Origin of the sequence: Streptomyces sp. RLB3-17, assembly GCF_007113425.2 — a bacterium.
GTDB classification, from domain to species: domain Bacteria; phylum Actinomycetota; class Actinomycetes; order Streptomycetales; family Streptomycetaceae; genus Streptomyces; species Streptomyces mirabilis_D.
The window spans coordinates 3209821-3233952 of record NZ_CP041610.2; the positions used below are offsets into that span (position 1 = coordinate 3209821).

General features: G+C 68.7%; 22 protein-coding genes. 8 read left to right on the forward strand and 14 right to left on the reverse strand.

What is annotated here, in order from left to right:
- Positions 1 to 35: 35 nt before the first annotated feature.
- Complete coding sequence (locus tag FNV62_RS14980; RefSeq protein WP_143654810.1) at positions 36 to 1487, reverse strand: NCS2 family permease; 1452 nt, start codon at positions 1485 to 1487, stop codon at positions 36 to 38.
- Positions 1488 to 1747: 260 nt separating this feature from the next.
- Between FNV62_RS14980 and FNV62_RS14985 the strand changes: the two genes are divergently transcribed.
- The 3 genes from FNV62_RS14985 to FNV62_RS14995 all read left to right on the forward strand — a co-directional run bounded on the left by FNV62_RS14985 (position 1748) and on the right by FNV62_RS14995 (position 4104).
- Positions 1748 to 2314, forward strand: a complete 567-nt coding sequence (locus tag FNV62_RS14985) for a SigE family RNA polymerase sigma factor (RefSeq protein ID WP_060902186.1) — start codon at positions 1748 to 1750, stop codon at positions 2312 to 2314.
- On the forward strand, positions 2311 to 3174 hold the full coding sequence (locus tag FNV62_RS14990; RefSeq protein ID WP_144315290.1) for a hypothetical protein: 864 nt from the start codon (positions 2311 to 2313) through the stop codon (positions 3172 to 3174). Before FNV62_RS14985 ends, FNV62_RS14990 begins: the two co-directional genes overlap by 4 nt.
- 99 nt (positions 3175 to 3273) lie before the next feature.
- Entirely contained in the window at positions 3274 to 4104 is an 831-nt protein-coding gene (locus FNV62_RS14995; RefSeq protein WP_097284155.1) for a pectate lyase, read from the forward strand.
- 107 nt (positions 4105 to 4211) lie between these two features.
- Here the strand turns inward: FNV62_RS14995 and FNV62_RS15000 are convergent, their stop codons facing one another.
- The gene (locus tag FNV62_RS15000) at positions 4212 to 5369 is read right to left on the reverse strand and encodes a right-handed parallel beta-helix repeat-containing protein (protein WP_143601277.1); all 1158 of its coding nucleotides are present in this window, start codon (positions 5367 to 5369) and stop codon (positions 4212 to 4214) included.
- Between the two features lie 234 nt (positions 5370 to 5603).
- On the opposite strand from FNV62_RS15000, the gene FNV62_RS15005 reads away from it, so the two are divergent.
- Positions 5604 to 7829 carry a family 43 glycosylhydrolase gene (locus tag FNV62_RS15005; RefSeq protein WP_144315291.1) on the forward strand — a complete coding sequence of 742 codons (2226 nt, stop codon included), beginning with the start codon at positions 5604 to 5606 and terminating at the stop codon, positions 7827 to 7829.
- A gap of 3 nt (positions 7830 to 7832) precedes the next feature.
- Here FNV62_RS15005 and FNV62_RS15010 read toward each other — a convergent pair whose 3' ends face one another.
- Complete coding sequence (locus FNV62_RS15010) at positions 7833 to 8627, reverse strand: HAD family acid phosphatase (RefSeq protein ID WP_097284158.1); 795 nt, start codon at positions 8625 to 8627, stop codon at positions 7833 to 7835.
- A gap of 231 nt (positions 8628 to 8858) precedes the next feature.
- Between FNV62_RS15010 and FNV62_RS15015 the strand changes: the two genes are divergently transcribed.
- The 4 genes from FNV62_RS15015 to FNV62_RS57080 all read left to right on the forward strand — a co-directional run bounded on the left by FNV62_RS15015 (position 8859) and on the right by FNV62_RS57080 (position 11243).
- On the forward strand, positions 8859 to 9236 hold the full coding sequence (locus tag FNV62_RS15015; RefSeq protein ID WP_144315292.1) for a hypothetical protein: 378 nt from the start codon (positions 8859 to 8861) through the stop codon (positions 9234 to 9236).
- Between the two features lie 459 nt (positions 9237 to 9695).
- Positions 9696 to 10580, forward strand: a complete 885-nt coding sequence (locus FNV62_RS57560) for an RHS repeat-associated core domain-containing protein (protein WP_318658501.1) — start codon at positions 9696 to 9698, stop codon at positions 10578 to 10580.
- Positions 10581 to 10702: 122 nt separating this feature from the next.
- Positions 10703 to 11026, forward strand: a complete 324-nt coding sequence (locus FNV62_RS15025) for a hypothetical protein (protein ID WP_143612977.1) — start codon at positions 10703 to 10705, stop codon at positions 11024 to 11026.
- Positions 11027 to 11111: 85 nt separating this feature from the next.
- On the forward strand, positions 11112 to 11243 hold the full coding sequence (locus tag FNV62_RS57080; protein WP_257040263.1) for a hypothetical protein: 132 nt from the start codon (positions 11112 to 11114) through the stop codon (positions 11241 to 11243).
- Positions 11244 to 11311: 68 nt separating this feature from the next.
- On the opposite strand, the gene FNV62_RS15030 is transcribed toward FNV62_RS57080, so the two are convergent.
- The 11 genes from FNV62_RS15030 to FNV62_RS15080 form a co-directional block, all read right to left on the reverse strand.
- A complete protein-coding gene (locus FNV62_RS15030) occupies positions 11312 to 12424 on the reverse strand; it encodes a right-handed parallel beta-helix repeat-containing protein (RefSeq protein WP_144315294.1) in 1113 nt (370 codons plus the stop codon).
- A 59-nt stretch (positions 12425 to 12483) separates the two neighbouring features.
- Entirely contained in the window at positions 12484 to 13500 is a 1017-nt protein-coding gene (locus FNV62_RS15035; RefSeq protein ID WP_144315295.1) for a pectinesterase family protein, read from the reverse strand.
- A 1-nt stretch (position 13501) separates the two neighbouring features.
- The gene (locus FNV62_RS15040; protein WP_097284161.1) at positions 13502 to 14644 is read right to left on the reverse strand and encodes a pectinesterase family protein; all 1143 of its coding nucleotides are present in this window, start codon (positions 14642 to 14644) and stop codon (positions 13502 to 13504) included.
- Positions 14645 to 14907: 263 nt separating this feature from the next.
- Positions 14908 to 16242, reverse strand: coding sequence for a polysaccharide lyase family 1 protein (locus tag FNV62_RS15045; RefSeq protein ID WP_144315296.1), 1335 nt, complete (start codon positions 16240 to 16242; stop codon positions 14908 to 14910).
- 40 nt (positions 16243 to 16282) lie between these two features.
- Positions 16283 to 17077: a rhamnogalacturonan acetylesterase gene (locus tag FNV62_RS15050; protein WP_054232304.1), complete on the reverse strand. Its 795-nt coding sequence runs from the start codon at positions 17075 to 17077 to the stop codon at positions 16283 to 16285.
- Between the two features lie 142 nt (positions 17078 to 17219).
- Positions 17220 to 18557 (reverse strand): ABC transporter substrate-binding protein, encoded by a 1338-nt coding sequence (locus tag FNV62_RS15055; protein WP_144315297.1) that lies wholly within the window; start codon positions 18555 to 18557, stop codon positions 17220 to 17222.
- A gap of 45 nt (positions 18558 to 18602) precedes the next feature.
- Positions 18603 to 20138, reverse strand: coding sequence for a glycoside hydrolase 43 family protein (locus FNV62_RS15060; protein ID WP_144315298.1), 1536 nt, complete (start codon positions 20136 to 20138; stop codon positions 18603 to 18605).
- A complete protein-coding gene (locus FNV62_RS15065) occupies positions 20138 to 20992 on the reverse strand; it encodes a PmoA family protein (protein ID WP_144315299.1) in 855 nt (284 codons plus the stop codon). The genes FNV62_RS15060 and FNV62_RS15065 overlap by 1 nt, the downstream gene beginning before the upstream one ends.
- Positions 20989 to 22278: a Gfo/Idh/MocA family protein gene (locus tag FNV62_RS15070; protein ID WP_144315300.1), complete on the reverse strand. Its 1290-nt coding sequence runs from the start codon at positions 22276 to 22278 to the stop codon at positions 20989 to 20991. Before FNV62_RS15070 ends, FNV62_RS15065 begins: the two co-directional genes overlap by 4 nt.
- The gene (locus FNV62_RS15075) at positions 22275 to 23177 is read right to left on the reverse strand and encodes a carbohydrate ABC transporter permease (protein ID WP_143607759.1); all 903 of its coding nucleotides are present in this window, start codon (positions 23175 to 23177) and stop codon (positions 22275 to 22277) included. Before FNV62_RS15075 ends, FNV62_RS15070 begins: the two co-directional genes overlap by 4 nt.
- Positions 23174 to 24109, reverse strand: coding sequence for a carbohydrate ABC transporter permease (locus FNV62_RS15080; protein ID WP_143607760.1), 936 nt, complete (start codon positions 24107 to 24109; stop codon positions 23174 to 23176). The genes FNV62_RS15075 and FNV62_RS15080 overlap by 4 nt, the downstream gene beginning before the upstream one ends.
- Positions 24110 to 24132: the final 23 nt, after the last annotated feature.

The window sequence follows — 24132 nt, forward strand, 5'->3', positions numbered from 1 at the left end:
CCCTTCCTTCGTACGGTCACTTCACTCCCGTACGGTCACTTCACGCCGAACAACTGCCTCACCGGATCGATCGCGAAGTACACCAGGAACAGCGCCGACACGGCCCACAGCAGCCAGTGGACCTCACGGATCTTGCCGAGCACCGCCTTGATCACGACATAGGCGACGAAGCCGGCCCCGATGCCGTTGGTGATCGAGTAGGTGAATGGCATCGCCGCGATGGTCAGGAACGCGGGGATCGCGATCTCGTAGCTGTCCCATTCGATGTGTTTGACCTGCGTCATCATCAGGAAGCCGACCGCGACCAGAGCGGGGGCCGCCGCCTGGAGCGGGACGATGGTGAGCAGCGGGGTCAGGAACAGGGCGAGGGCGAACATGCCGCCGGTGACCAGGTTCGAGAAGCCGGTGCGCGAGCCCTCGCCGACGCCGGCCGCGGACTCGATGTAGGCGGTGTTGGAGGAGGCGGAGGCCGCGCCGCCCGCGACGGCCGCGGCGCCGTCGATGAACAGCACCCGGCCGATGCCGGGCACCTTGCCCTCCTCGTCGAGCAGACCGGCCTCGGCGCTGATACCGACGATCGTGCCCATGGCGTCGAAGAAGTCCGACAGGATCAGGGTGAAGATCAGCAGGACGACGGTCAGGGCGCCGGTCTCGCCGAAACCGCCGAACAGACTGAAGTGTCCGACGAGACCGAAGTCCGGGGTGGCCACCACGTCGGAGGGGATCTTCGGCGTGGTCAGGCCCCAACTCTTGATGTCGGCGGCCGAGTTGATGATCACGGCGACCACGGTCATGGTCACGATGCTGATCAGGATGGCGCCCTTGACCTTGCGTGCCATCAGTCCGATGGTGAGCAGCACGCCGAGACAGAAGACCAGCACGGGCCAGCCGGTCAGCGAACCGGTCGCGCCCAACTGCACCGGCACGGTGGTGTTCGCGACGTCCGGGATGCGGCTGACGAAACCGGCGTCCACGAAGCCGATGAAGGCGATGAAGAGTCCGATGCCCACACCGATGGCGTGCTTCAGCGGTTGCGGGATGGCGTTCATGACGGCTTCGCGCAGTCCGGTGAGGACCAGTACGCAGATGATCACGCCCTCGATGACCACCAGGCCCATCGCGTCGGGCCAGCTCATCAGCGGGGCGATCTGGAAGGCGACGACGGCGTTCAGGCCGAGGCCCGCGGCGATCGCGAGGGGCAGATTGCCGCCCACGCCCATGATGACGGTCATCACCGCGGCCACCAGGGCGGTGGCCGTGACGAGTTGGCCGCTGTCGAGCTGGTGGCCGAACTTGTCCTTGGCGCTGCCGAGGATGATCGGGTTCAGGACAAGGATGTAGGCCATGGTGAAGAACGTGGCGAATCCGCCGCGTATCTCCCGGCCGAAGGTGGAGCCCCGTTCGGAGATCTTGAAGAACCGGTCGACGCTGTTCGCCGCTGGTGGCGCGGCACTTGGCCGGTCGGCCACCTTCTGGGTTTCGGACATGGCTGATACTCCTTGTGGCCTGCGTGCTGGGTGTGCGGATGCTGGCTGGATTGTTCCCGCGTTGAACCGCTTTCAGGTTTTCGCCGTGTTACGGAATCGAGTTCGGCCCGCCATACGCTGTTCGAAGCCCTGTACGCATCGCTGGTACGCTCACGCATCTCGCCCCACAGGGGCACCATTCCTTCACGAGTGGCGCACGGGGGCCGTATACGCACGCACCCGCACCGGTTGCTCACAAGCCGCAGCAAGGAGAGGTAGCCGTGGGCACTGTCGTCGACGACGCAGCCTCCGTGGAGTTCCACGCCTTCTTCGAGCGGCACCATGCCGAACTCGCCCGCTTCGCCCATCTGTTGACCGGCGAGGCGGACGCAGCCGACGATCTGGCGGCCGACGCGCTGCTCGCGCTGTGGCACCGCTGGGACCGGGTGCGCGCGGCCGACCACCCGGTGGCGTACGCCCGCGGTGTCGTCGCGAACCTGGCCCGCACCCGGATCCGCAGCGCGGTGCGCGAGCGCAGACGGATCACACTGTTCTGGTCGCAGCGCGAGGACAAGACCGAGAACCCCGACATAGCGGGGAAGATCGATGTCCAGGAGGCGCTGCGCCGGTTGCCGTTCCGTAAGCGCGCATGTGTCGTGCTTCGGCACGCTTTCGACCTCTCGGAGAAGGACACGGCGCTCGCCCTCGGTGTTTCCGTGGGTACGGTTAAGTCCCAGACGTCGAAGGGCATGGCCGAACTGAAGCGGCTCCTCGGCACCGAAGAGGCCCCGATGCGGGTGCACGCAGGTGTGCTGCCCACGGGTGGAGCCGGAGGAAGGGACCGATGAGGAAGGCGCAGGACGTGCACGACGAGCTGCGCGCCAGGCTGCACGAGGCGGCCGAGGCGCATGAGCCCGACCGCGCGCGCATCCTGGCCCGGGTCGAGCGCGGGATGTCCGGCGCCTCCGAGCGTCGTCCCCGGCGCGCGGCGCGTCCGCCGGTGCTCGGCTGGGGACGGATCGTCGGCGCCACGGCCGCGGTGGCGGGCGCCCTCGCGGTCGGCGGTTACTGGGTGGCCGCGGCGGTGCAGGAGAACAACCCGCCACAGCAGACGGTCGCCGTCTCGCCCACCCCGGTCGTCTCCCCGGACGCGACGAGCCGCGCGCCCGTCGTGCCGCACCCCTCGCACACCTCGGGTGCCTCGAAGCCGTCCGGGAAGGCGAGCGCCTCCCCCTCGGACACCCCCTCGGCCGCGAACTCCTCGCCCGCCGCGCCCAAGGCGCCGACCGCGGGCAACCAGGACGGCTCGCTGTGGTCCGACGGCTCGGTGGATCCGCACAGCAACGACTTCTGGGCGCAGAGCAATGTGACCCTGAAGAACGCCGACAAGCTCACCTCGCTCACCGTCGAGTTGAAGATCAGGCAGACCGGCGGGGTCAGCGACACGGGCTCCTGGCGCTCGGCTCCCGAGAGCGACTTCACGACGACGGTCACCGAGAAGGACGGCTTCCTCGTCTACACCTGGGTGCTCAAGGACGGCCACACCCTCGCGGCCGGCCAGTGGGTCTTCGCGGGCCAGTACAACCACACCCGCGGCGGCCGGGACGCCAAGGACGACCGCTACTCGGCGGACGCGAGGAGCGCGGACAGGACACTGTCGGTTGCGGGTGACTTCGCCGCCGCGAGCGGCACCGACGGCGACTCGTAGAAAATCCCCTCGAAAAAACCTGCGGACGGCGGCAACCCTTTCCTCACCCGCGGCGACCAGGAGACGAACACGTCCCCTCCCCGCAAGGAAATCCGCTTCATGTCTGCACGAGTTGAACAGCGCGTCCGGCACCGTCGTCGCCTCACCCGGCGGCGGTCCGTGATCGGTGGGGTCACCGCACTCGGCATCACCGGGGCCGCGCTCGTCACGACGTCGATGCTGAGCACCGCGGGCGCGAGCTCCGTCTGGCCGACGGCCACGGGCAGCAAGGCCGTCTCGAAGACGATCTCGGTCTCGGGCACCTACGACGGCAAGCTCACGAAGTTCTTCGGAAGCGGTTCCCTCGGCACCTCCGACCAGTCGGAGAACCAGGGCCCGATCTTCGAGCTGAAGGACGGCGCAGTCCTCAAGAACGTCATCATCGGCACCCCCGCCGCCGACGGCGTCCACTGTCTGGGCAGTTGCACGCTGCAGAACGTGTGGTGGCTGGACGTCGGCGAGGACGCGGCCACCTTCAAGGGCAAGGCGTCCTACGCGAAGTACAACGTGATCGGCGGTGGCGCGCAGAAGGCCTCCGACAAGGTGTTCCAGTTCAACGGCGCCGGCAAGCTCACCATCACCGGATTCCACGTCGAGAACTTCGGCAAGCTGGCGCGTTCCTGCGGCAACTGCAAGACGCAGGTCAAGCGCACGATCGTGCTCAGCGACATCGACGCGACCGCCCCGGGCAAGGCGCTGGTCGGCATCAACTCCAACTTCGGCGACACGGCGACGCTGTCGAAGATCCGTGTCACCGGCGACACCAAGAAGAAGCTCAAGACCTGCGTGCGCTTCAAGGGCAACAGCAGCGGCAAGGAGCCCACCGAGCTCGGTACGGGCGCGGATGGAACCTTCTGCAGGTTCACGTCATCTGACATCACGTACAAGTAAGGGATCTGCTGGCCTGAGCCCCCCTCGGAGCCAGTCAGAGGAACGCCCCCGCCGGTGACGACCGGCGGGGGCGTTCACTTTCCCTCGTACGTCAGTACGCGGGTACGTCAGTTCATGGTCGAGCCGATGGTCGTCGAGCCCGTCGTCAGGAACGTGGTCGCCGGCAGCGAACCGCTCGACGAGCGGGCACCGTACGCCGTGGTCGCGTCCGTCGACCTGAAGGACGGCGTCGAGGTGCCGCTGTCCCAGTTGTTGGCCGCGGAGACCGTGGCGGAACCGAGCTTGTCCAGGCCGCCCTTGTTGCTCACCGCGAGGTTCCTGGCCAGCCGCGCCTTGCCCGTCGCGAAGAAGAAGCCCGCGTCGGCGTTGGCGTAGGCCGTGTTGCGGTTGAGCACGATGGCCCCGGTGTTGGAGTTCTCGGTGAAGCCGTTGCCCGCGTTGTCCCAGGCCGCGTCGTTGTTCACGACGTGGGCGACCGAGGCCCCGCCGCCGCCGAGCTTGAAGCCGTTGCCGTTGCCCTCGAAGGCGGAGTCGTTCCAGCGGTTCTTGCCGTTCCCGTACGACCACGAGTGCTCGATGGTGATCGGCGAGGAGAACTGCCAGAGGTCGAGGCCGTCGTCCGCGTTGTTGTAGAGGCGGGCGCCGGTGACCTTGTTGCCGGTGCCGGAGCCGAACTTGATGGCGATGCCGTCGGCGTTCTGCCCGTGGCTCGCGGCGTCGTAGTTGCCGTAACTGTCCAGGTTCTGCACGAGGTTGTCGGTCGTGCCGTCGCCGCGCAGCGTGAAGCCCGAGTCGCCGTTGTTCGCGGTGACGAGGTTCTTGAAGACGCCGCCGACGGAGGAGGTGGCGACGAAGCCCTGTGCGGGCGAGTCCTGCCAGGTGATGTTCTGGACGGTCCAGTAGTCGCCGTAGATCCCCGCCAGCCAGGAACCGGCGGCCAGCTTGGAACCGTCGATCTTCACCTTCTCGCTGCCGTACGCGGTGAGCGTGATCCGCGAGGAACCGGTGCCGTTCGCCGTCGACTTCAGCGTGGCCGTCGGGTAGTACGTGCCGCCGCGCACCTGGATGGTCGTGCCCGCGGCGGCATCGGCGACGGCCGTCTGGAGCTGCGCGGTGGTGGAGACGGTGACCGTGGTGGCGGCGGCCTGCGCCGAGCCGTTGTTCGCGAGGCCGAGGTAGACGCCACCCGCCCCCGCGGCGACGGCCACCGCCGCGGCGATCGAGAGCGTACGGGTCCTGCGGTGGCGTCCGGTGCTCAGAAGCACGGGGCGTTCCTTTCCTGGGGGGACGGGAGACGAAGCGGGCCGGAGGGGCCGCCCCGGCCCGCTTCTGCTCCCGGGTCGCCGCGGTGGCGGGAAAGGTTGCCGAGGGCTCACGAAAAAGGTCGAAACTTTCGCTGGCTGTCGTGCCGCTTTCATCAATTGACGCGCTGTCCCCCACTGGCAACACTCCGAGAGCGTTTCCCGCACAGAATCCACCAGACTCCGACAGGATGTGTCATGCGACGCCGCACCGCCCGCGCGCTCCTGATCCCCGTCCTCGCCCTTCTCCTGGGCCTGCTGGCCGCCCCACCGAGCCCCGCGTCATCGTCACCGTCACCTTCGGGAGCACCGCACGTGAACCAACCGAAGTACGCCGGTTACCTCTTCGCCTACTTCACCGGCGAGGGCACGGCCGACGGCGAGCAGATCCGCTACGCCCTGAGCCGCGGCAACGACCCTCTGCACTGGCGGGAGTTGAACGCGGGCCATCCCGTCCTGACCTCCACCACCGGCGAGAAGGGGCTGCGCGATCCCTTCGTGATCCGCTCCCCCAAGGGCGACAAGTTCTTCCTCATCGCCACCGACCTGAAGATGTACCAGAACTCCAGCGGCAGCTGGGACTACGTGCAGCGGCACGGCAGCAGGTCCATCATGATCTGGGAGTCCACCGACCTGGTGCACTGGACCGACCAGCGCCTGGTGAAGGTGGCCCCCGACAACGCGGGCAACACCTGGGCACCGGAGGCCTATTGGGACGACTCGCTCGGTGAGTACGTCGTCTTCTGGGCGTCCAAGCTGTACGCCGACGACGACCCGGACCACACCGGATCGACGTACAACAAGATGCTGTACGCCACCACGAAGGACTTCCGCACCTTCAGCGAGCCGAAGGTCTGGGACGACCCGGGCTACTCGGTGATCGACTCGACGGTCATCAAGAACAAGGGCAGCTACTACCGCTACACCAAGGACGAGCGCGATCCCAGCTCCTCCAGCCCCTGCTCGAAGTTCATCACCGGCGAGAAGTCGACCTCCCTGACGAACACCAAGTACGACTTCGTCTCGGACTGCATCGGCAGCGGCTCGATCGACCGCGGCGAGGGCCCGACGGTCTTCAAGTCCAACACCGAGAACAAGTGGTACCTGTTCATCGACGAGTACGGCAGCCGTGGTTACGTCCCCTTCGAGACGACCGACCTCGACTCGGGCAAGTGGACCATGTCGACGAACTACCAACTGCCCGCGAGCCCCCGGCACGGCACGGTGATGCCGGTGACGCAGGCGGAGTACGACCGGCTGCTGGCCGCCTACCCGGTGACCGGCACGTCGGTCGTGGACGCGACCGCGAAGGGCCAGAGCGGGTATGCGATCGTCACCGAGTCGGCCTCGAAGGTCGTCCTGCCGATGAGGCCGGACACGAATCTCAGGCACCTCGCCCCCGCCCTCGCGGTCGGCGCGGGCGCGAAGGTCAGCCCGGCCTCGGGCACACCCCGGGACTTCCGCACCCCGCGCACCTACACCGTGACGGCCCCGGACGGGACGAGCCGGACCTGGACGGTCGAGGCGGTACCCAACCGCAGCCCGGTCCTCCCCGGACTCAACGCCGACCCGGACGTCCATTACCTGGACGGCCAGTACTGGATCTATCCGACGACGGACGGCTACGCGGGGTGGAGCGGGACGAGCTTCAAGGCGTACTCGTCGAAGGACCTGGTCCACTGGAAGGACCACGGTGTGATCCTGGACCTGGGACCCGATGTGTCCTGGGCGGACAAGAACGCCTGGGCCCCGGCGATCGCCGAACGCGACGGCAAGTACTACTTCTACTTCTGTGCGGAGCAGCAGATCGGCGTGGCGGTGGCCGACTCCCCGGCCGGTCCCTTCAAGGACGCGCTGGGCAGACCCCTGGTCGCGAAGGGTCAGTTCACGGGTCAGATGATCGACCCGGCGGTGTTCACGGACGACGACGGGCAGTCGTATCTGTACTGGGGCAACGGCCACGGATACGTGGTGCCGTTGAACGCAGACATGGTGTCGTTCGACGCCTCGCAGGTGCAGGACATCACGCAGCCCGACTTCCGTGAGGGATCCTTCGTCGTCAAGCGGCGGGGCACGTACTACTTCATGTGGTCCGAGGACGACACCCGCAGCGAGAACTACCACGTCGCCTACGCCACCGGACCGTCCCCGCTCGGTCCGTGGACCAAGCGGGGCACGATCCTGTCCAAGCGCCCGGAGTACGGCATCAAGGGCACCGGCCACCACTCCGTGGTGAACGTCCCCGGCACCGACGACTGGTACATCGTCTACCACCGGTTCGCCCTGAACGGCCCCGGGAAGGCGGGCGGGGACGGCACGCACCGGGAGACCACCGTCGACCGCATGGAGTTCGCGGCCGACGGAACGATCGAACCGGTGGTGCCGACCCTGGAGTCGATCCGCCCCGTACGGACCGGGTCCTGAGTCCTAGCCGACGAAGTACGTCGGGTTCGGGAGCTTGAACGTCTTGTCGGCGTAGCCTCCGTCGAGGTCGGAGTACTGGTCGCCGAAGTCGGCGACGATGTCGTACCCGAGGGACTCGATGTGCTTACGGGTGCCGGACTTGTACTGCACGGTGGTGCAGTTCCAGGCGGCGGCCGTGGCGCAGGCGCTCAGGTAGGCCGGCGGGTTGGCCGCGTCCTTGAGGAACATGTGGTCGGCGTCGAGGTTGATGTCGGCGCCGACCTTCTTCAGGTTCGCGACCGCGGAGACGCGCTGCGACTCCTTCAGGCCCGAGTTGTAGAAGACCTCGACACCCTTGGACTCGGCGTACGCGACGAGTTCGGGGGTGCCGAAGACGGCCGGACGGTCGGCCTGGGCCACGTACGCGGCCCAGGAGGCCGAGTTGTACGTGTAGTTGGTCTTCTTCTCGTAGTCGAGGGAGAGCAGCAGCGTGTCGTCGATGTCGAAGACGACCGCGGGCTTCTCGCCCCGGTGCTTCGCCTTGTGCGCCGCCCTGTCGATGTAGCGCTTGGCGTCCGACTCCAGGCGCGACAGGTCCTTGGCGTACTGGCTGTCCTTGGACGCCTGGTACACGCCGTTGCTGTCGAGCGTGGCGCCGTAGTAGGTGTCGATGTCCTTGACCAGGAGCCCGATGTTGTAGGGCTCGTGGGTCGAGTTGGCCGTCGACTGGCCGGCCGTGGCGACGCCGGTGCCGTAGAGGGCTCCGCCGGCGACGGCACAAGCGGCCGCGATGGCTGCCGCTCTGAGGGACTTCCGCATGGATTCTCCGGATCTGGGTGATGGGTGACCAGGTCATTCCGCACCAGGTCAGGGACTGTCTACGCGCATCACGCATGCCATGCGGGAGGCTTTATCCGATCGAGACCTCACCCGCGGGCGGTGCCTCCCGGGTGCATTGCCCGCGGGTGGCGTCCACTTGACCTTCCCTTCAACCGGTTCTCCTAGGGTCGGAACGCACATGCGAACGATGCGTCAGACGGGGAGACCCGCATGGGTGATGGCAACGGCGACGGCATGGTCCTGCACATCCACACCGCCGATCTGAAGCGTGCGGCGCCGGACTTCCACGAAGGGGCCAAGAACCTCAGCAAGGCACTCACCACCCTCGTCACCACCCTGGACAGCCTGGGAAAACCCTGGGGCGACGACAAACAGGGCAAGGAGTTCGGGGACGCCTACTCACCGCAGCAGAAGAAGATAGAGAGCGCGGCGGGCACCCTCGTACTCGGCCTGGTGAGCATCCACGAGGCCATGAACGACCTGGCGGACGGCACCGTCGACAACGACCAGCTCATCGCGGGAATGTTCACCGAGGTGAAGACCGGCGGGACCGACAAGGCAGGGAGCGACGGTTCCGGTGAGCGTTGAGGACGAGGCCAAGAAGATCCTGCTGAAGCTGGGCCTGTGGTGGCCGGACGCCAACTCCGGTTCGCTGCGGGCCGCGGCGACCGCCTGGCGCACCTTCGCCGACTCGGTCGACGACGTACGGGGACCGGTGCACACGAGTGCGTCCTCCCTCATCCACCACAACACCGGCGAGTCGATCGACGCCTTCGAGAAGTTCTGGAACCGCTACGCCAAGGGCAAGGACGCCGGCTGGCTCAGCGACCTTGTGAGCATGAATCCGAGGGCACCCTCGTCCGCCGCTCCGGCCGCACGTCGTACGAGTACGACGCGCAGGGCCGCCTGGTACGCAGGACCCGCAAGCTGCTCAACGGGCAGCAACGGATCTGGACGCTCACCTGGAACGCGGAGGACCGTCTCACCGAGGCAACGACACCGGAGGGCGAGCGCTGGCGCTACGCATACGATCCGCTCGGTCGCCGCATGTCCAAGTGCCGTCTCCGCGAAAATGGTTCAGAGACCGATCGCACTCACTTCACCTGGGACGACACCCATCTCGCCGAACAGCGGGCCGCTGACGGCGGGGTCACCACCTGGGACTACGCGCCCGGCACACACCGCCCTCTCGCTCAGACCACTCACAGACCTGCGGAGGCGGCCCGGGGCACCTCGTTCCTCGCCCAGCTCGCCGAGGACACGACGACCGACCGCACGGTCCACTTCCACGCTGTCGTCACGGACTCGGTCGGCACCCCGACCGAACTCGTCTCCACCGACGGCAACGTGGCCTGGCAGCGCCGTACCACCCTCTGGGGAACGAGGTATCCGGCGCCCACGGACGACCACGAGTCCGTGGACTGCCCGCTCCGGTTCCCGGGCCAGTACGCGGACACCGAAACCGGCCTGCATCACAACTTCCACCGGTACTACGACCCGGAGACCGCACGCTATGTCTCGTCCGACCCGCTCGGTCTGGACGCCGGCCCGAACCCATACTGGTACGGCCCGCATCCGCTGACCTGGATCGACCCCTACGGGCTCGCGATCTGCCGCACCACTCCGAGGCTTGAGGACGGCAACCCCAAGGAGGGCTGGCAGCACATCGACGAACGTCACATCGCGGGTACCGCGAACGGCGGCCACGGCGATCTCCTGCCTCCGTCGACCACGCGCGCCCAGGTGGAGAAGGCCGCGGAGACGATGATCGAGAAGGGCACACGCGTTTCGGATCCTGCACGCCGGATGCAGACCTACGAGAAGAGGATGATCGTGAACGGAATGCGGGCCCGGTACCGCCTGGTCGTCGACTCGGACGACGGGAATCGCATCATCACCTTCTTCCCGGTAGGAAAGAGCTACACCCCGTGATCACTGTGCAGTTCACCGTTCGACCCGGCCAGGGCGACCCCAGCGGATTCGACCTCGGTGACATGTCCGTCACCGGGGGTCTCGGTACGGCAGACTCAGCAGGCCGTACCCCCGACCAGGGCATGATGATCTACCTCTCGGTGACACAGCTGCTGGACAGCCTCCGCGCTTTTCTCAGCGGCAATGGCAAAACGCTCACTTTCACCGGTGTCGACACCTCGTTCAGCCTCGTCTTCCGGCGCGTCAAGGACGGAATCTCCGTCGCCTTCAAGGACGGCGTCATCGCCCGCACGGCGTCGGACGAACTGGCATCAGCGGTACTGGGTGCGGCCGAATCACTGTCCCTCACCCTCCCCCCCGGGGATCCTGCCGCATCCGACTACGCGGACGCCTTGGCAGCCTTTCGTCCACTCGTGTCCAGACACGAGCATGGCGGCGGTCATTGACGTGAGCAGAGGCGAACTGACTCACCGAGCCGAACCCAACGCCTGATCAACGTCGGAGGTATGTGGTTCACCGAGGGGAAAGATCATGGTTCCATGCCTCGGCGGGTCGCCCACCCTTTTCGCGACCCCCGGCTATCTCCGGTTCCTGGGTGCGCTCATGGCGTTCGCCGGTGTGATCCTGTGCGTGGTGGCGTACGCCCTGTGGCACTTGGGCTGAGTGGGCGCCGACGTACATACGGGAAGCGGTCGGCCGTGCCGCTTCCCGCACGGAGCGCCTGCTGAGGACTAGTTCATCGTGGCGCCGATCGTCGTGCTCCCCGTCGTCAGGAACGTCGTCGCGGGCAGCGAGCCGTCGGACTTGCGGGAGTTGTACGTCGTCGACGCGTCCGTGGAGAGGAAGGACGGGGTGGAGACGCCCGAGTCCCAGTTGTTGCCGGCGGACGTGACCGAGGACCCCTTGGCGACCGCCGCGCTGCCGTTGCTCACCGCCAGGTTCTTGCCGAGCTTCGCGGAGCTGGTGGCGAAGTAGTAGCCGTACTTGCCGTTGGCGTACGCGGTGGTGCGGTTGATGACGATCGAGCCGGTGTTGGAGTTCTCGGTGAAGCCGTTGCCCGCGTCGTCCCAGGCGGCGGAGTTGTTCACGACGTGCGCGACGACCTCGCCGTCGCCGCCCAGCTTGTAGCCGTTGCCGTCACCCGCGAACGCCGAGTCGCCCCAGCGGTTCCTGCCGTTTCCGAAGGACCAGGTGTGCTCGACGGTGACGGGCGACGAGAAGGACCAGAAGTCGATGCCGTCGTCCGAGTTGTTGTACAGGCGGGCGCCGGTGATCAGGTTGCCGGTGCCGGAGCCGAACTTCACGGCGACGCCGTCCGCGTTCTCGCCATGTGTGGCGGCGTCGTAGTTGCCGTACGAGTCGATGTTCTTGACCGTGTTGTTGACGGTGCCGTCACCCGTGAGCGTGAAGCCGGAGTCGCCGCCGTTGATGGTCTTGATGTTGTTCCAGTTCGTGCCGGTGCAGGACTGGCAGACGACCGCGCTGTCCGGGGAGTTCTGGAAGGTGAGGTTGGAGACGTTCCAGTAGTCGGCGGTCAGCTTGAAGATCCAGTCCCCGGCGGGCAGCGACGAGCCGTCGATCTTCACCGTCTCCGTGCCGTACGCCTGGAGGGTGACCGGGCTCGACGAAGTGCCGTTGGCCGTCGACTGGAGGGTGGCCGTCGGGTAGTACGTGCCGGCGCGCACCTGGATGACGGTGCCGGCGGTGGCGTTCTTGATGGCGCTGGTGAGGTCGGCCGTGGTGCTGACGACGACGGTCGCCGCCTGGGCCTGGGTGGGCAGGACGGCGAGTCCGGCGCCGAGCGCCAGGGCGGCGCCGAGGACGGGAGCGGTTCGACGAGACATGGAGTGCGGTCCTTTCGTCGATACGGTGGGGGACTGCTTCGGTGCCTTCTTCGGGAACATCACGGGCGCCAGTCGCCCAGATACGCCGCACGCGTGTGCGATGCGGCTTCCGTGTCCGTGAGCTGGGGACGGTTCTCCGGCACGGTGATCTCCGCGCCGGGGCCGGTGTTGCGGTACTCGCGAAAGCGCATGGACTGCCAGGGGTAGGCCTCGCGCATGTTGACGTAGGGCGCCACCGCGTCGATGCCGGGGCCGAGTTCCGTCTCCCGTACGACCAGGGACGGCCGGGCCGTCGTCTCGTACGACGGCACCCACGGCCGCGCGATCTTGTACGCACCGTCCTGCGCGCCCGAGGTGACCCGGCCGCGCAGGGCCAGGAAACCGTGCGGGTTGGCGCGGGCCGTGGAGGGCGCGAAGACCATCCCCTCGGGCTTGAAGGCGACGTCCCGGTCGAGGGTGTGGAAGTGGCAGCGCTCGAAGACGGCGGTGGCCCGCCCGAAGACGAAGTCGACGTCGCCCTCGATGTAGCAGTCGCGGTAGTACTGGCGGTCGAAGGCGGTCAGGGCCGTCGTGTCCGCGAACAGCGTGTCCTGGTGTGCCAGCAGGCGGACGTGGGTGAAGGACGAGCGGTCCCCGGTGACGTAGGCCGCCACCGCCTGGGTCCCGGTGATGTCCGGGTGGTCGGCACGCAGCCAGTCGTTGGCGAGCGTCAGCCCGCGCACGGTGAGCCCCGGCGCCGCCGAGGGGAAGGTGGCGGAGCCCGCGGTGCCGTATGTCCCCGAGCCGTCCGGCTTCTGGGTGCCATTGGCGTTGTCGTACACGACGACGGCGTCGCGCGGGTCGCGGCCGGCGCCGAGCAGCGTCAGGTCGGCCTTGTCGGCGGGGATGTTCACGACCTCGCGGTACGTGCCCGGGTGCACGACGATCGTCCAGCCGGCGCCCGTCACCGCGTCGACGGCGGCCTGGACGGAGTCACCCGGTCGGACGTGCAGCACCCGGCGCCCGCCCGCGAAGGCGGGCGTCGCACCGACGACGCCGAGCGCACCGGCCGTGGCGAGAAAGGCGCGTCGGCGCATCTCAGCACCCCTTCCACGGTGTCCAGTCGCCGAGGTACGCCTCCCGGGTCGCCGACTCGGCCTCCCCGTGGCTCAGTTGGGGACGGTTCTCCGGGACGCTGACGACCGCGCCCGGCCCCGTGTTCCGGTACTCGGCGAAGCGCTGGCTCTGCCACGGGTAGGCGTCCGCCATGTCGGTGTAGGGCGCGACCGCGTCGATCCCGGCGGCGAGGCGAGTGTCGCGGACGGTCAGCATGGGCCGGGCGGTCGTGTCCGAGCCGGGCACCCAGGGGCGGGCGAGCTTGTAGTACGCGTCCGGGGCCTCGCTGCTGACACGGCCGTGGGTCACCAGGTAGCCGCGCGGGTTGGCGAGCGCGGTGGAGGGGGCGAAGACGAAGCCGTAGGGGGCGGTCGCCAGGTCCGTGCGGTTCAGGGTGCGGAAGTGGCAGCGCTCGAAGACGGCGGTCGCCCGGCCGAAGACGAAGTCCACGTCACCTTCGACGTAACAGTCGCGGTAGTACTGGCGGGCGAAGGTGCCGAGCGCGATCGAGTCGGCGTACAGCGTGTCCTGGTGGCCCAGGAACCGGCACCCCACGAAGGCCGAGCGGTCGCCCTGCACCTTGACGGCGACCGCCTGAGTGCCGGTGATCTCGGGGTGGTCGGCGCGCAGGAAGTCGTTGGCGAAGGTGATCGAGCGGGCGGTGAACCCGTCGGCCTGCACAGTGGTGGTGGCCGACCCGGTGGTCCCGTAGGTGCCGCCGCCGGGCTTCGGGGTGCCGTTGGCGTGGTCGTACACGACGACGACGTCACGCGGGTCCCCGGAGGCGCCGATCCAGGTCATCTCCGTACGGTCGACACCGACGGCGACCGTCTCGCGGTACGTGCCCGGGGCGACGACCAGCGTGTGTCCGGCCCCGCTCGCAGCGCTGACGGCGGCCTGGACGGTGGTGTGGTCGCCGAGGCCGCCGGGGTGGACGTACAGGGTCCGCTCGGTGAGCCGGGCGGACGGCGAACCGTAACGCCCGAAGGGGGACTTCTCCTGGGGCCGCGCCTGGGCCCGCGCGGGAGTCGCGAGGCCGAGCGCGAGAGCGGCTCCGGCGCTGGCGACGAGGAAGGTCCTCCGGCTGGGGACGGCAGGGCCGGGTGTGGTGGTGCGGGAGAGCATGGCGATGCTCCTTCGCTGTGCCGCGAGGCTCAGAGGCCTCGCGGGCTCTGCGGGAGGGAAGAGGGGCCGGAGCGGCGCGCCCTGGGTGAGGGGCGGTGCGGAGCCGCTCCGGCCTGACCGGGAGGGGGAACGATCGGAGCCTGTTCGACCGGATCAGCCGGTCGACCGAGTCAGCTGATCGACCGGATCAGCCGGTCGACCGGGTCGGCTGATCGACCGGGTCGGCTGATCGACCGGGTCGGCTGGTCAGCCGGATCAGCCGGTCAGCAGATCTTTCCGGCGCCTGCCCCGTGGTCCACGATCCGCGGCACCGCCCTGGGCGAGTCGACCTTCGTGCGCAGGGTCGGCGTCCATCCGGCCCCGGACTGCAGCGTCTCCGCCGGGATCTCCGCGTTGTGCACGGCGATCAGGTCGGTGGCCGCCCCGTTGACGTAGTTGTCCGCGGCGGTGAGCGGCGCCTCCTTCCACTTCTTCAGGACGGTCGCCGCGCTGACCCCGGCGGGCAGCGTGAACGCGTTGTGCTCGGCGACGAGTTGGGACTCCATGCCGATGCCGTAGCTGTAGGAGTAGCCGTCGCCCGCGACGAAGTGGTTGTTGTACGAGTCGACCTGGCCGAAGCGGACGCGCGGCGCGCGCTCGACGAGGTTCGAGAACAGGTTGTGGTGGAAGGTGACCTTGAGGTGGCCCCGGTCGACCGCCGCGGTGGACGCGCTGTCGCTATTGCCGATGAGGATCGTCTTGTCGTGGTCGGCGAAGACGTTCCAGGAGGCGGTCACGTAGTCCGCGCCCTTGACGATGTCCAGCTCGCCGTCGTGCTGCTCGAAGATCCGGCCGAAGTACGTGGGCAGCGTGCTGTCGGGGTGGTCCCCGTCGGTGAAGGTGTTGTGGTCCAGCCATACGTGCGTGGAGCCGTACACCACCGCGCTGTCGTACTCGGAGTTCCAGTTGCCGACGGAGGTGTCGGTCGGATCCCACTGCGGGAAGCAGTCGAGCGGGCTCTCGAAGGTGAGGTTGCGGACGATGACGTTGTCCACGGCCTTGATCTGGAGGCTGGCGCCCTTGAACCCCGCGCCCCTGCCGAGGCCGACGAGGGTGGTGTTGGCGGGGATCTCCGCCTTGATGGCGGTGTCCTGGTTGGCGGCGGAGGCGCGGCGCAGGCCTTCGGGGCTGTCCTCCGGCTCGGCGTCCAGGTTCGTGCCGTATCCCCAGTTCTCCGGCGAGTACTTCTGCAGATAGGCGTCGAAGTCGTAGCCCGGCGCGGCGAAGGAGTCGCAGCCCTCGGCGTTGGCGTCGATCGTGCCCTTCACCTGGATGATCTTCGGGGCGGTGCCGCCGTTCTTCAGCGCGGCCTTGAACTCGGCCCAGGTGGTGACGGTGTACACGTGCGCGGCGTCGGCCGCCGCGCCACCGGAGGTCCCCGTGCCGTAGGAGCCCCAGCCGTCACCGGCGGCGAGGGTCCCTCGGCCGAGGTCGCCCGACCGGGCCTGGGCCTGGGCGGTGGTGCCGGTGACGGCGAGGGCCAGGGCGGTGCAACCGACCAGCAGGGCCGTGGTCGCCGACCTTGCTGTGGCATGCGCATGCCATCTCTGTGTCTTCACTGTGCGGCTCTCCTTCTGGCGAAGGTTCTGTGGAAGGGGGTTACGCGGCCGCGTCCGGCCAGGTGATCCAGGACTCGGGGACTTCCTCGTCCAGCCGGCGCACGTCCCGGTGTGCCAGCACCCGGCGGTGCAGCAGTTCGGCCGTGACGAGACGGGCCACGGCGATCGCACCCGGCGGGTTGAAGTGGGTGTTGTCCTGCTCGGTCGCGGTCCAGTTGAAGTACTTCTTGGTCTCCTCGACGCCGAGCCGCTGCCACAGGGCGATCGACAGGGCCTGGATGTCGAGCAGCGCCACGCGCTCCTCCTCGGCGAGGGCACGCATCGCCGCCGGGTAGTCGCCGTGGGTCGGCACGGCGTTGCCGTCCGCGTCGAACTTTCTGCGCTCCACGGAGGTGGCGAGCACCGGCCGCGCGCCACGGGCCCGCGCCCCGTCGACGTACTGCCGCAGGTAGTCCTGGTACGTCGTCCAGGGCTCGGTGTAGCGCGTCGGGTCGGCGCTCTTCTCGTCGTTGTGCCCGAACTGGATGAGCAGGAAGTCGCCGGGCCGGATCGCCTCGAAGATGACCTCGAGGCGCCCCTCGTCGACGAAACTCTTCGAACTCCGTCCGTTCACGGCATGGTTGGCGACTTCCAGGTGCTCCCTCAGGAAGAACGGAAGCGCCATGCCCCACCCGGTCTCCGGCGCGGCGTCGGCGTACTTCTGGGCGGCGGTGGAGTCACCCGCGATGTACAGGGTGCGGCGACGCTGGGTGGCCTGTGCGGTACCGGTCGCCACAAGAGCGACGGGAACGGCGGCAAGAGCCGCCGAGGTGACTTGTCTGCGGGTGAGGGACACGAACGTGCGCCTTTCAAGCAGAGGGGGGACCCGCGCCCCGTCTTTCAGGGGCGCGGGGCTGTATCAATGTGCGGCTCCGCCGCGTGGGCGCGACCAGCCACAACGGCCCCGCGGTCAAAAGCCGACCGAACCAGCCGAGTTCTCAGTGGTTGGCCTTCCAGTCCGCCTGCGCCTTGTTCAACTGGTCGGCCAGCGTGTCCAGGAACTGCTTCGCGCTCATCTTCCCGAGCAGCAGCTTCTGGAAGTTCGGCTCGTTGTCGGACTTGGAGATCGTGTTCCAGTCCGGCAGGTAGTACGGCAGCTGCACGATCTTGGTGCCGGCCCCGTTCAGCGCCTCCGCGGCCAGCTTGGTGGGCTCGGCCTTCTGGATCCACGCGTCCTTCGCGGCGTCGGTGTTCGCCGGGACCTGTCCCGCCGACTCGTTGAACTTGGAGTTCTCCGCCGCCGAGAGGGCGAACTCGATGAACTTCCAGCCGGCCGCCTTGTTCTTGCTGGACTTGAACAGGCTCATCCCGTCGACCGGGTTGGACACCTGCACCCGTGTGCCGTCGTCCTGCGTGGGGTTCGGGATGCCGCGGAACTTCTCCGCGCCCAGCGCCTTCACGTGGTCCTGGTAGGAGCCGAGGTTGTGGCTGAGCATGCCGATGGTGCCGCTGTCCCACTGGGCGACCATCTTGGTGAAGTCGTTGTTGACGTCGGCGGACGGGGTGTCCTTCTTGTACAGGGCGATGTACTTCTCGAGGGCGGCGACGTTCTTCGGGTCGTTGACGGTGGTCTTGTCGCCGTTCCAGAACGAGGTGATGCCGGTCTGGCCGTACACCGCGTCGAGGGCCGGCGCGATGGCGCCCTCGCCGCCCCGGATGGTGAAGCCGAACTTGTTCTTGCCCTTGTCGGTGAGCTTGTCGGCGGCGTCGTAGAACTTCGACCAGGTGGTCGGGGCGTCCACTCCCGCCGCCTTGAACAGGTCCGTCCGGTACCACAGCGTGCCGTTGTTGGCGGAGGTCGGCACCTGGTACAGGGCGTCACCGCCGCCCGCGGACCGGCTGACGTCGAGCAGGTTCTGGCTCAGCTTGCCGTTCAGCGAGCTCCCCTTGAGCCGGCTGTCCAGCGGCTCCAGCGCTCCCTGGACGGCGACCTCGGCGAGCATCGCGGTGCCCACGCCGCCGACGTCGGGCAGGCCGCCGCCCTGGATGGCGGTGTCGTACTTCGACTGGGCGCTCGCCGCCGGGATGCCGACGTACTTGACCTTGATGTCCGGGTACTTCTTCTCGAAGTCCGCGATGATCTGCTTCCAGATGTCGGTGCGGACACCGCCGTTGTTGTCCCAGAAGGTGATCTCGCCCTTGCCGGAGCCCTCGGTGCCCTTGTCGTCCGCCGCTCCGCTGCCGTTGTCGCCGCAGGCGGTGGCGGTGAGCGCGAGCACGGAGCCCAGGGCGACGACCGTCGCGGCACGCCCGGTTCTGTGGATGTTGATCTTCATTGATCGGCTCTCTTCTTCTGGATCCAACAGGGTTGTGGGGTCTTGTCAGCGGAAGGAACTGGTGATGCGGAACTGCCTGAACGAGGCCGCGCCGGCGGGTCCCCCGCCGACGGGCGCGAGTGCGAAAAGTCCGAGCAGGGCGCCGACCCAGCGCCAGGGGGTGGCGGCGAAGACCTGGCCGGAGGGCTGTCGGCCGCCCCCGACGTCGTACGAGAACCGGCAGCGCGCCCCCGCTCCGCTCTCGATCCACAGCCGGGCCCGCCCCTCGGGCGCCTCTCGCGGATGCGCGGCGTCGCGCTCCCGCTCGGCGCCCGACTCGGCGAACCGGTGCACAAGCCGCACCGACCCGTCCGCCTCCCGCTGGAGCCCGATCCAGCTGAAGGCGTCCCCGAGCACCGCGAGTCCCGCCCGTGCCCCCGGCTCCTCGCTGTCGAGGCGCAGCTCCACCTCGACGGTGGCGGGGGTGCCGGGTAACCGCTGGGTGAGGACGTTCGGCAGTCTGCGCAGGTCGTGCGCGTCCACCGTCCGTACGCAGCTCAGCCGCAGTCCGTCCGCCGAGTGCTGGGTGGCCCAGCCGTCCTGCCGGTTGGCGGTCCACTGCCACTGCCGTCCGAACCGGCCGCCGGGGAAGTCGTCGTCGGTGGCGGGCGCGGAGGGCGGCTGCGCCGGCAGTCGCGGCTTGCGGTGTACGGCGACGGGGACGCCCTTGTCACCGAGCACCGGCCAGCTGTCGTCGCCCCAGCGCATCGGCTGGAGGTGGACGACCCGCCCGTAGGGCCCGCGCTGCTGGAAGTGCGCGAACCAGTCCTCGCCGGCCTTCGTGCGCACCCAGCCGCCCTGGTGGGGGCCGTTGACCTCGGTGTCCCCCTGCTCCAGCACCACCCGCTCCTCGTACGGGCCGAAGAAACCGCGTGAGCGGAAGGCGCCCTGCCAGCCGGTCTCCACTCCCCCGGCGGGTGCGAAGATCCAGAACCAGCCGTCGTGCCGGTAGGCCTTGGGCCCTTCGAGGGTGAACCAGCCCGGGATCCGGTCCGCGTCGATGATCACCTTGCCCTGGTCGAGCAGTCCGGTGCCGTCGGGGCGCATACGGTGGCCGGTGAGCCGGTTCTTCACGCCCGCGCGGGACTTGGCCCAGGCGTGCACGAGATACGCCTCGCCGGTCTCCTCGTCCCACAGCGGGCAGGCGTCGATGAGTCCCTTGCCCTCCTCGACGAGGTGCGGCCGGGTCCAGGGACCGCGGATCTCCGGGGCGTTGACCTGGAAGATGCCGTGGTCGGGGTCGCCCCAGAAGATCCAGAAGCGGTCGTCGTGGTACCGCAGGGACGGCGCCCACACCCCGCAGTCGTGCCTGGGCTTCCTGAAGTCCCCTGCGGGCTCGAGGAGTTGGAGGGCGTGTCCGACGAGCGTCCAGTTGACCAGGTCCCGGGAGTGCAGGAGCGGCAGGCCGGGCACGCGACCGAAGCTGGAGGCGGTGAGGTAGAAGTCGTCGCCCACACACAGCAGGTCGGGGTCGGACCAGTCGGCGTCGAGGACGGGGTTGCGGTAGGTGCCGTCGCCGAGGTCGGCCGAGGGCAGCGCCATCAGGGGCTCACCGCCTTCCGTACCAGCGCCGCGGCCTCGCTTCTGCCGAGGGCGCCGTCCGCGACGACGGTGACGACCCGGCGTACGGCCGTCTCCCCGGGCGGGATCGGCAGCCGTTCGGTGTGCGCGAGGGAGGAGCCGACACCCGGGTACTCGGTGGTGCGCACGAACCACGGGTCGCGGCGGGTCGCGGCGGTGGCCCCGGCGAAGACGAGGGTCCAGCCCGCGCCCACGAGGGCGAGCCAGTCGGCGGGGGCCCCGTGGACCGCCTCCTCGCCCTCGGTGTCGGCGGTGAAGACGTGCGGCGCCTGTGCTTCCTTGCGGGCCCGCCAGAAGAAGCCGCCGTAGGCCGCTCCGGGCCGCCCGTTGGTGGCCGGGCTGCCGATCGACAGGGGGTGCCTGGTCGTATTGGTGAGGGAGAAGGTGAAGTCCAACGCCCAGGCGGAGTCGGTGAGTTCGGTGACGGCGACCGTGCGGCGCTCACGCAGCAGCTCGCCGCCCGCGGCCACCCAGCGCAGTTCCTCCACGAAGCCGTCGGGGTCGCGCAGTTGGAAACCGGCGTGCCGCTGGGCGCCGTGGTTGGCCAGCTCGGTGGGTCCCTGGTCGCGGACGTAGGTACGGCCGCCCCAGAAGTTGTGCCCCTCGACGTCGGGAACGGCGACACCGACGCCGAGGTGGTGGGTGTGGTCGGCGGGGCTGAGTTCGGTGACAGCCGTGCCGGCCAGGGTGGTGACCGGGTGGAGATAGGGGCGCGGCGAGAACCGGGGCGCGAGTTCGGGCCGGGTGACGTACCGGCCGACCGGGCGGCCCGCGACTCGCAGGACGAGCGAGTCGGTGCTCTGCGCGTGGTTCATGGGGTGCTCACCTCGCTTCCCACCTTGTTCGCGGTCTTGTTCGTGATCTTGTCCGCGGTCATGTCCGCGGTCTTGTCCGCGGTCTTGTCCGGGACGTCGCTTCGGATGTCGTTCGGGGTCTGGTGCGGCCGGGCCCAGGAGGCGCCGAGTTCGGAGTAGAGGGCGAGGGTGTCGGCGGCGGCCGCGACGAGTCCGTCGATGCCGGGCACGACCCGGCGGCTTTCCTCGGGGAGCAGAGCCCAGGCGTCGGCGGGCAGCGCGAGCGGGTCCGGCGCCTGCCGGATCGCCTCCACCACCTTCATGAAGGCACCCGTCGCATCCGGCGCGACCAGCAGTTCGGCGCCCTCCGTCAGATGCGCGACCAGGTTCTCCAGCAGGTCCGTACGGCCGTACTCGATCTCCTCCGGGCCGTGCCCCGACCGCTGCACCAGCACCCGGTCCTGCTTGTACCAGAAGGTGATCCGGCCGCTGCTGCCGTGCACCAGGACGTACGGTTCACCCGGCCGCTCGGCACAGAGCGTGGCGGCGACGGTGACCCGGCCCCGCGGGGTGGTGATCCGTACGCACGACGTGTCGTCCGACTCGATGTCGTTGGCGCGCAGCAGCTCGGTCTCGATCGCGGTGACGTCCTCGGCTCGGGTGGACCCGTTGAGCGCGAGGGCGGTGGCGACGGCGTGCGCGAGGGGGTTGGTGAGCGCCCCGTCGATCACGTCCACGCCGTTCAGACGGCGCTTGCCCGCCCACGGCGCCCGCCGGTAGTACGCCTCGTCGCGTGCCCAGGCGCCCGCCCCGCCGATCCCGGCCACCTGGCCGATCGCACCCTGCGCGATCAGCTTCCGGATCGCGGGCACGGCGTGCGAGCCGAGCGACTGGAAGCCGATCTGGCAGACGACCCCGGCCGCGGCGACCCCGTCGGCCATCCGGCGGAACTCCGCGTACGACGGCGCGGGCGGCTTCTCCAGGAGCAGGTGTACGCCTTTGCCCGCGGCGATCAGCGCCAGGTCGGTGTGGGTGGGGATGGGCGTGCAGATCACGGCGATCGCGGCGCCGGTGGAGTCGAGGAGGGCGCCGAAGTCGGCCGACTGCTCGACGGTGTGCCCGTTCAGTTCCTCCGCGTCGAGCGGGGTCAGCTCGCAGATGCCCGCCAGCCGTACGAGCCCCTCGTCCTGGAGCCGGCGGATGTTCTCCAGGTGCCAACGGCCGTGGCCGCGCGCACCCGCGAGAACGATGGGCAGCGGCAGTTTTCCGGTGGGCGTGCTCGACAGGAATTCCTCGGCGGGCCTCATCCCTTCACCGCCCCCGCGCTGAAGCCGGTGATCAGCCACTTCTGGATGAAGGCGAAGACGATGACGACGGGGACGGCCGCGATGATGCCGCCCGCGGCGAGCGCGCCCAGGTCGACGCTGTCGGAGCTCATCAGCGTGTTGAGGCCGACGGGGATGGTCTGCTTGCTCTGGTCGCTGAGGAACATCAGGGCGAACAGGAAGTGGTTCCAGGCGTGCACGAAGGCGAAGGAGCCGACGGCGATCAGCCCGGGCCGCAGCAGGGGCAGGACGACGATCCGGAAGGCGGTGAAGCGGTCGCAGCCGTCGACCCAGGCGGCCTCTTCGAGCGAGTACGGGACGTTCCTGATGAACCCGCTGATGAGGATCATCGACAGCGGCAGCTGGAAGACCGTCTCGGCGATGATGACGCTGCCCAGCGAGTTGATCATCTGGAGCTTGGCGAAGATCTGGAAGAGCGGGACCAGGAGCAGCGCGCCCGGCACGAACTGGGAGCAGAGCAGCGCCAGCATGAAGCCGCGCTTGATCCTGAAGTCGAAGCGGGCCAGGGCGTAGCCGCCGGCGAGGGCGACGAGGGTCGTCATCACCAGCGTGGCGACGGCGATGAGCACGCTGTTCTGGAAGTAGGTCCCGAAGCTGCGGTCGTTCCACACCTTGTCGAAGTGGTCGAAGGTCATGGGCCACGGCACGAGCGAGGTCGAGCCGGCCGGGCGCAGCGCGAAGAGCAGGATCCAGTAGAAGGGGATCAGGGTGAAGAGGAGGTAGATGGAGAGCGGGAGGTAGATGTGCCAGCGCGGGACCTCGTCCCAGGCGCGGCGTTTTCCGCCCGGGCGCTGCCGGGGCTCCTCGGCGGGTGGGGCGGGCGCCGCGGGGGCGCTGATCGTGGCGTCCTTGGTGATCACTTGTCCCCGCCTCCGAACTTGCTCAGTCGCAGATAGACGACCGAACAGAACAGCAGAATCACGAACGCGACCGTGGTGAGGGCGGACGCGTAGCCGAAGTTGTGGGCGTCGACGCTGGTGTTGGCGATGTAGAGCGGGAGGGTCGTCGTCTCGCCCGCGGGACCACCGCCCGTCAGCGTGTAGAGCAGGTCGACGTTGTTGAACTCCCACACCGCGCGCAGCAGCGTGGACAGGATGATGGCGTCCTTCAGGTGCGGCAGCGTGATGTGCAGGAACTGCTTGAAGCGGCTGGCGCCGTCGACCTCGGCGGCCTCGTACAGGTCCTTGGAGACGGACTGGAGGTCGGCGAGGATCAGGATCGCGAAGAAGGGGACACCGCGCCACAGGTCGGCGACCACGGCCGCCGGGAAGACGGTGGAGGTGTCCGACAGCCAGCTGGTGCCGTACTGGCCGATGCCCGCGTCGGCCAGGTAACGGGTGATGCCGGTCTGGGAGTTGTAGAGCAGCACCCAGATCGCGGAGGTCAGCACACCGGAGACGGCCCAGGGCGAGAAGACCAGCGCGCGGCCGACGGCCCGTCCCACGAAGGTCTGGTTGACGATCAGCGCGAGCGCGAGCCCGAAGAGCAGTTGCAGGCCGACCTCGACGAAGACCCACTTGGCGCTGAACGTCAGCGTGCCCCAGAACTGGGGGTCGCTGGTGAAGGCGTGGGTGAAGTTGTCGAAGCCCGCGAAGCCGTTGCGCCACGGTTTGGTGGGGTTGTAGTTCTGCAGGCTGTAGTAGAAGACGCTGATGACCGGGTAGGCGATGAAGCCCAGCATCAGCAGGCCCGCCGGGGCGATCAGCAGATAGGGGAGCCTGCGGGGCGTCGCCGAGCCACGGCGCCGCCGGGGTGGCGCGGGCTGTTTCGCCACGACTGCGGCTTGGGCCATGACTGTTCTCCGTTCTGGCGGGT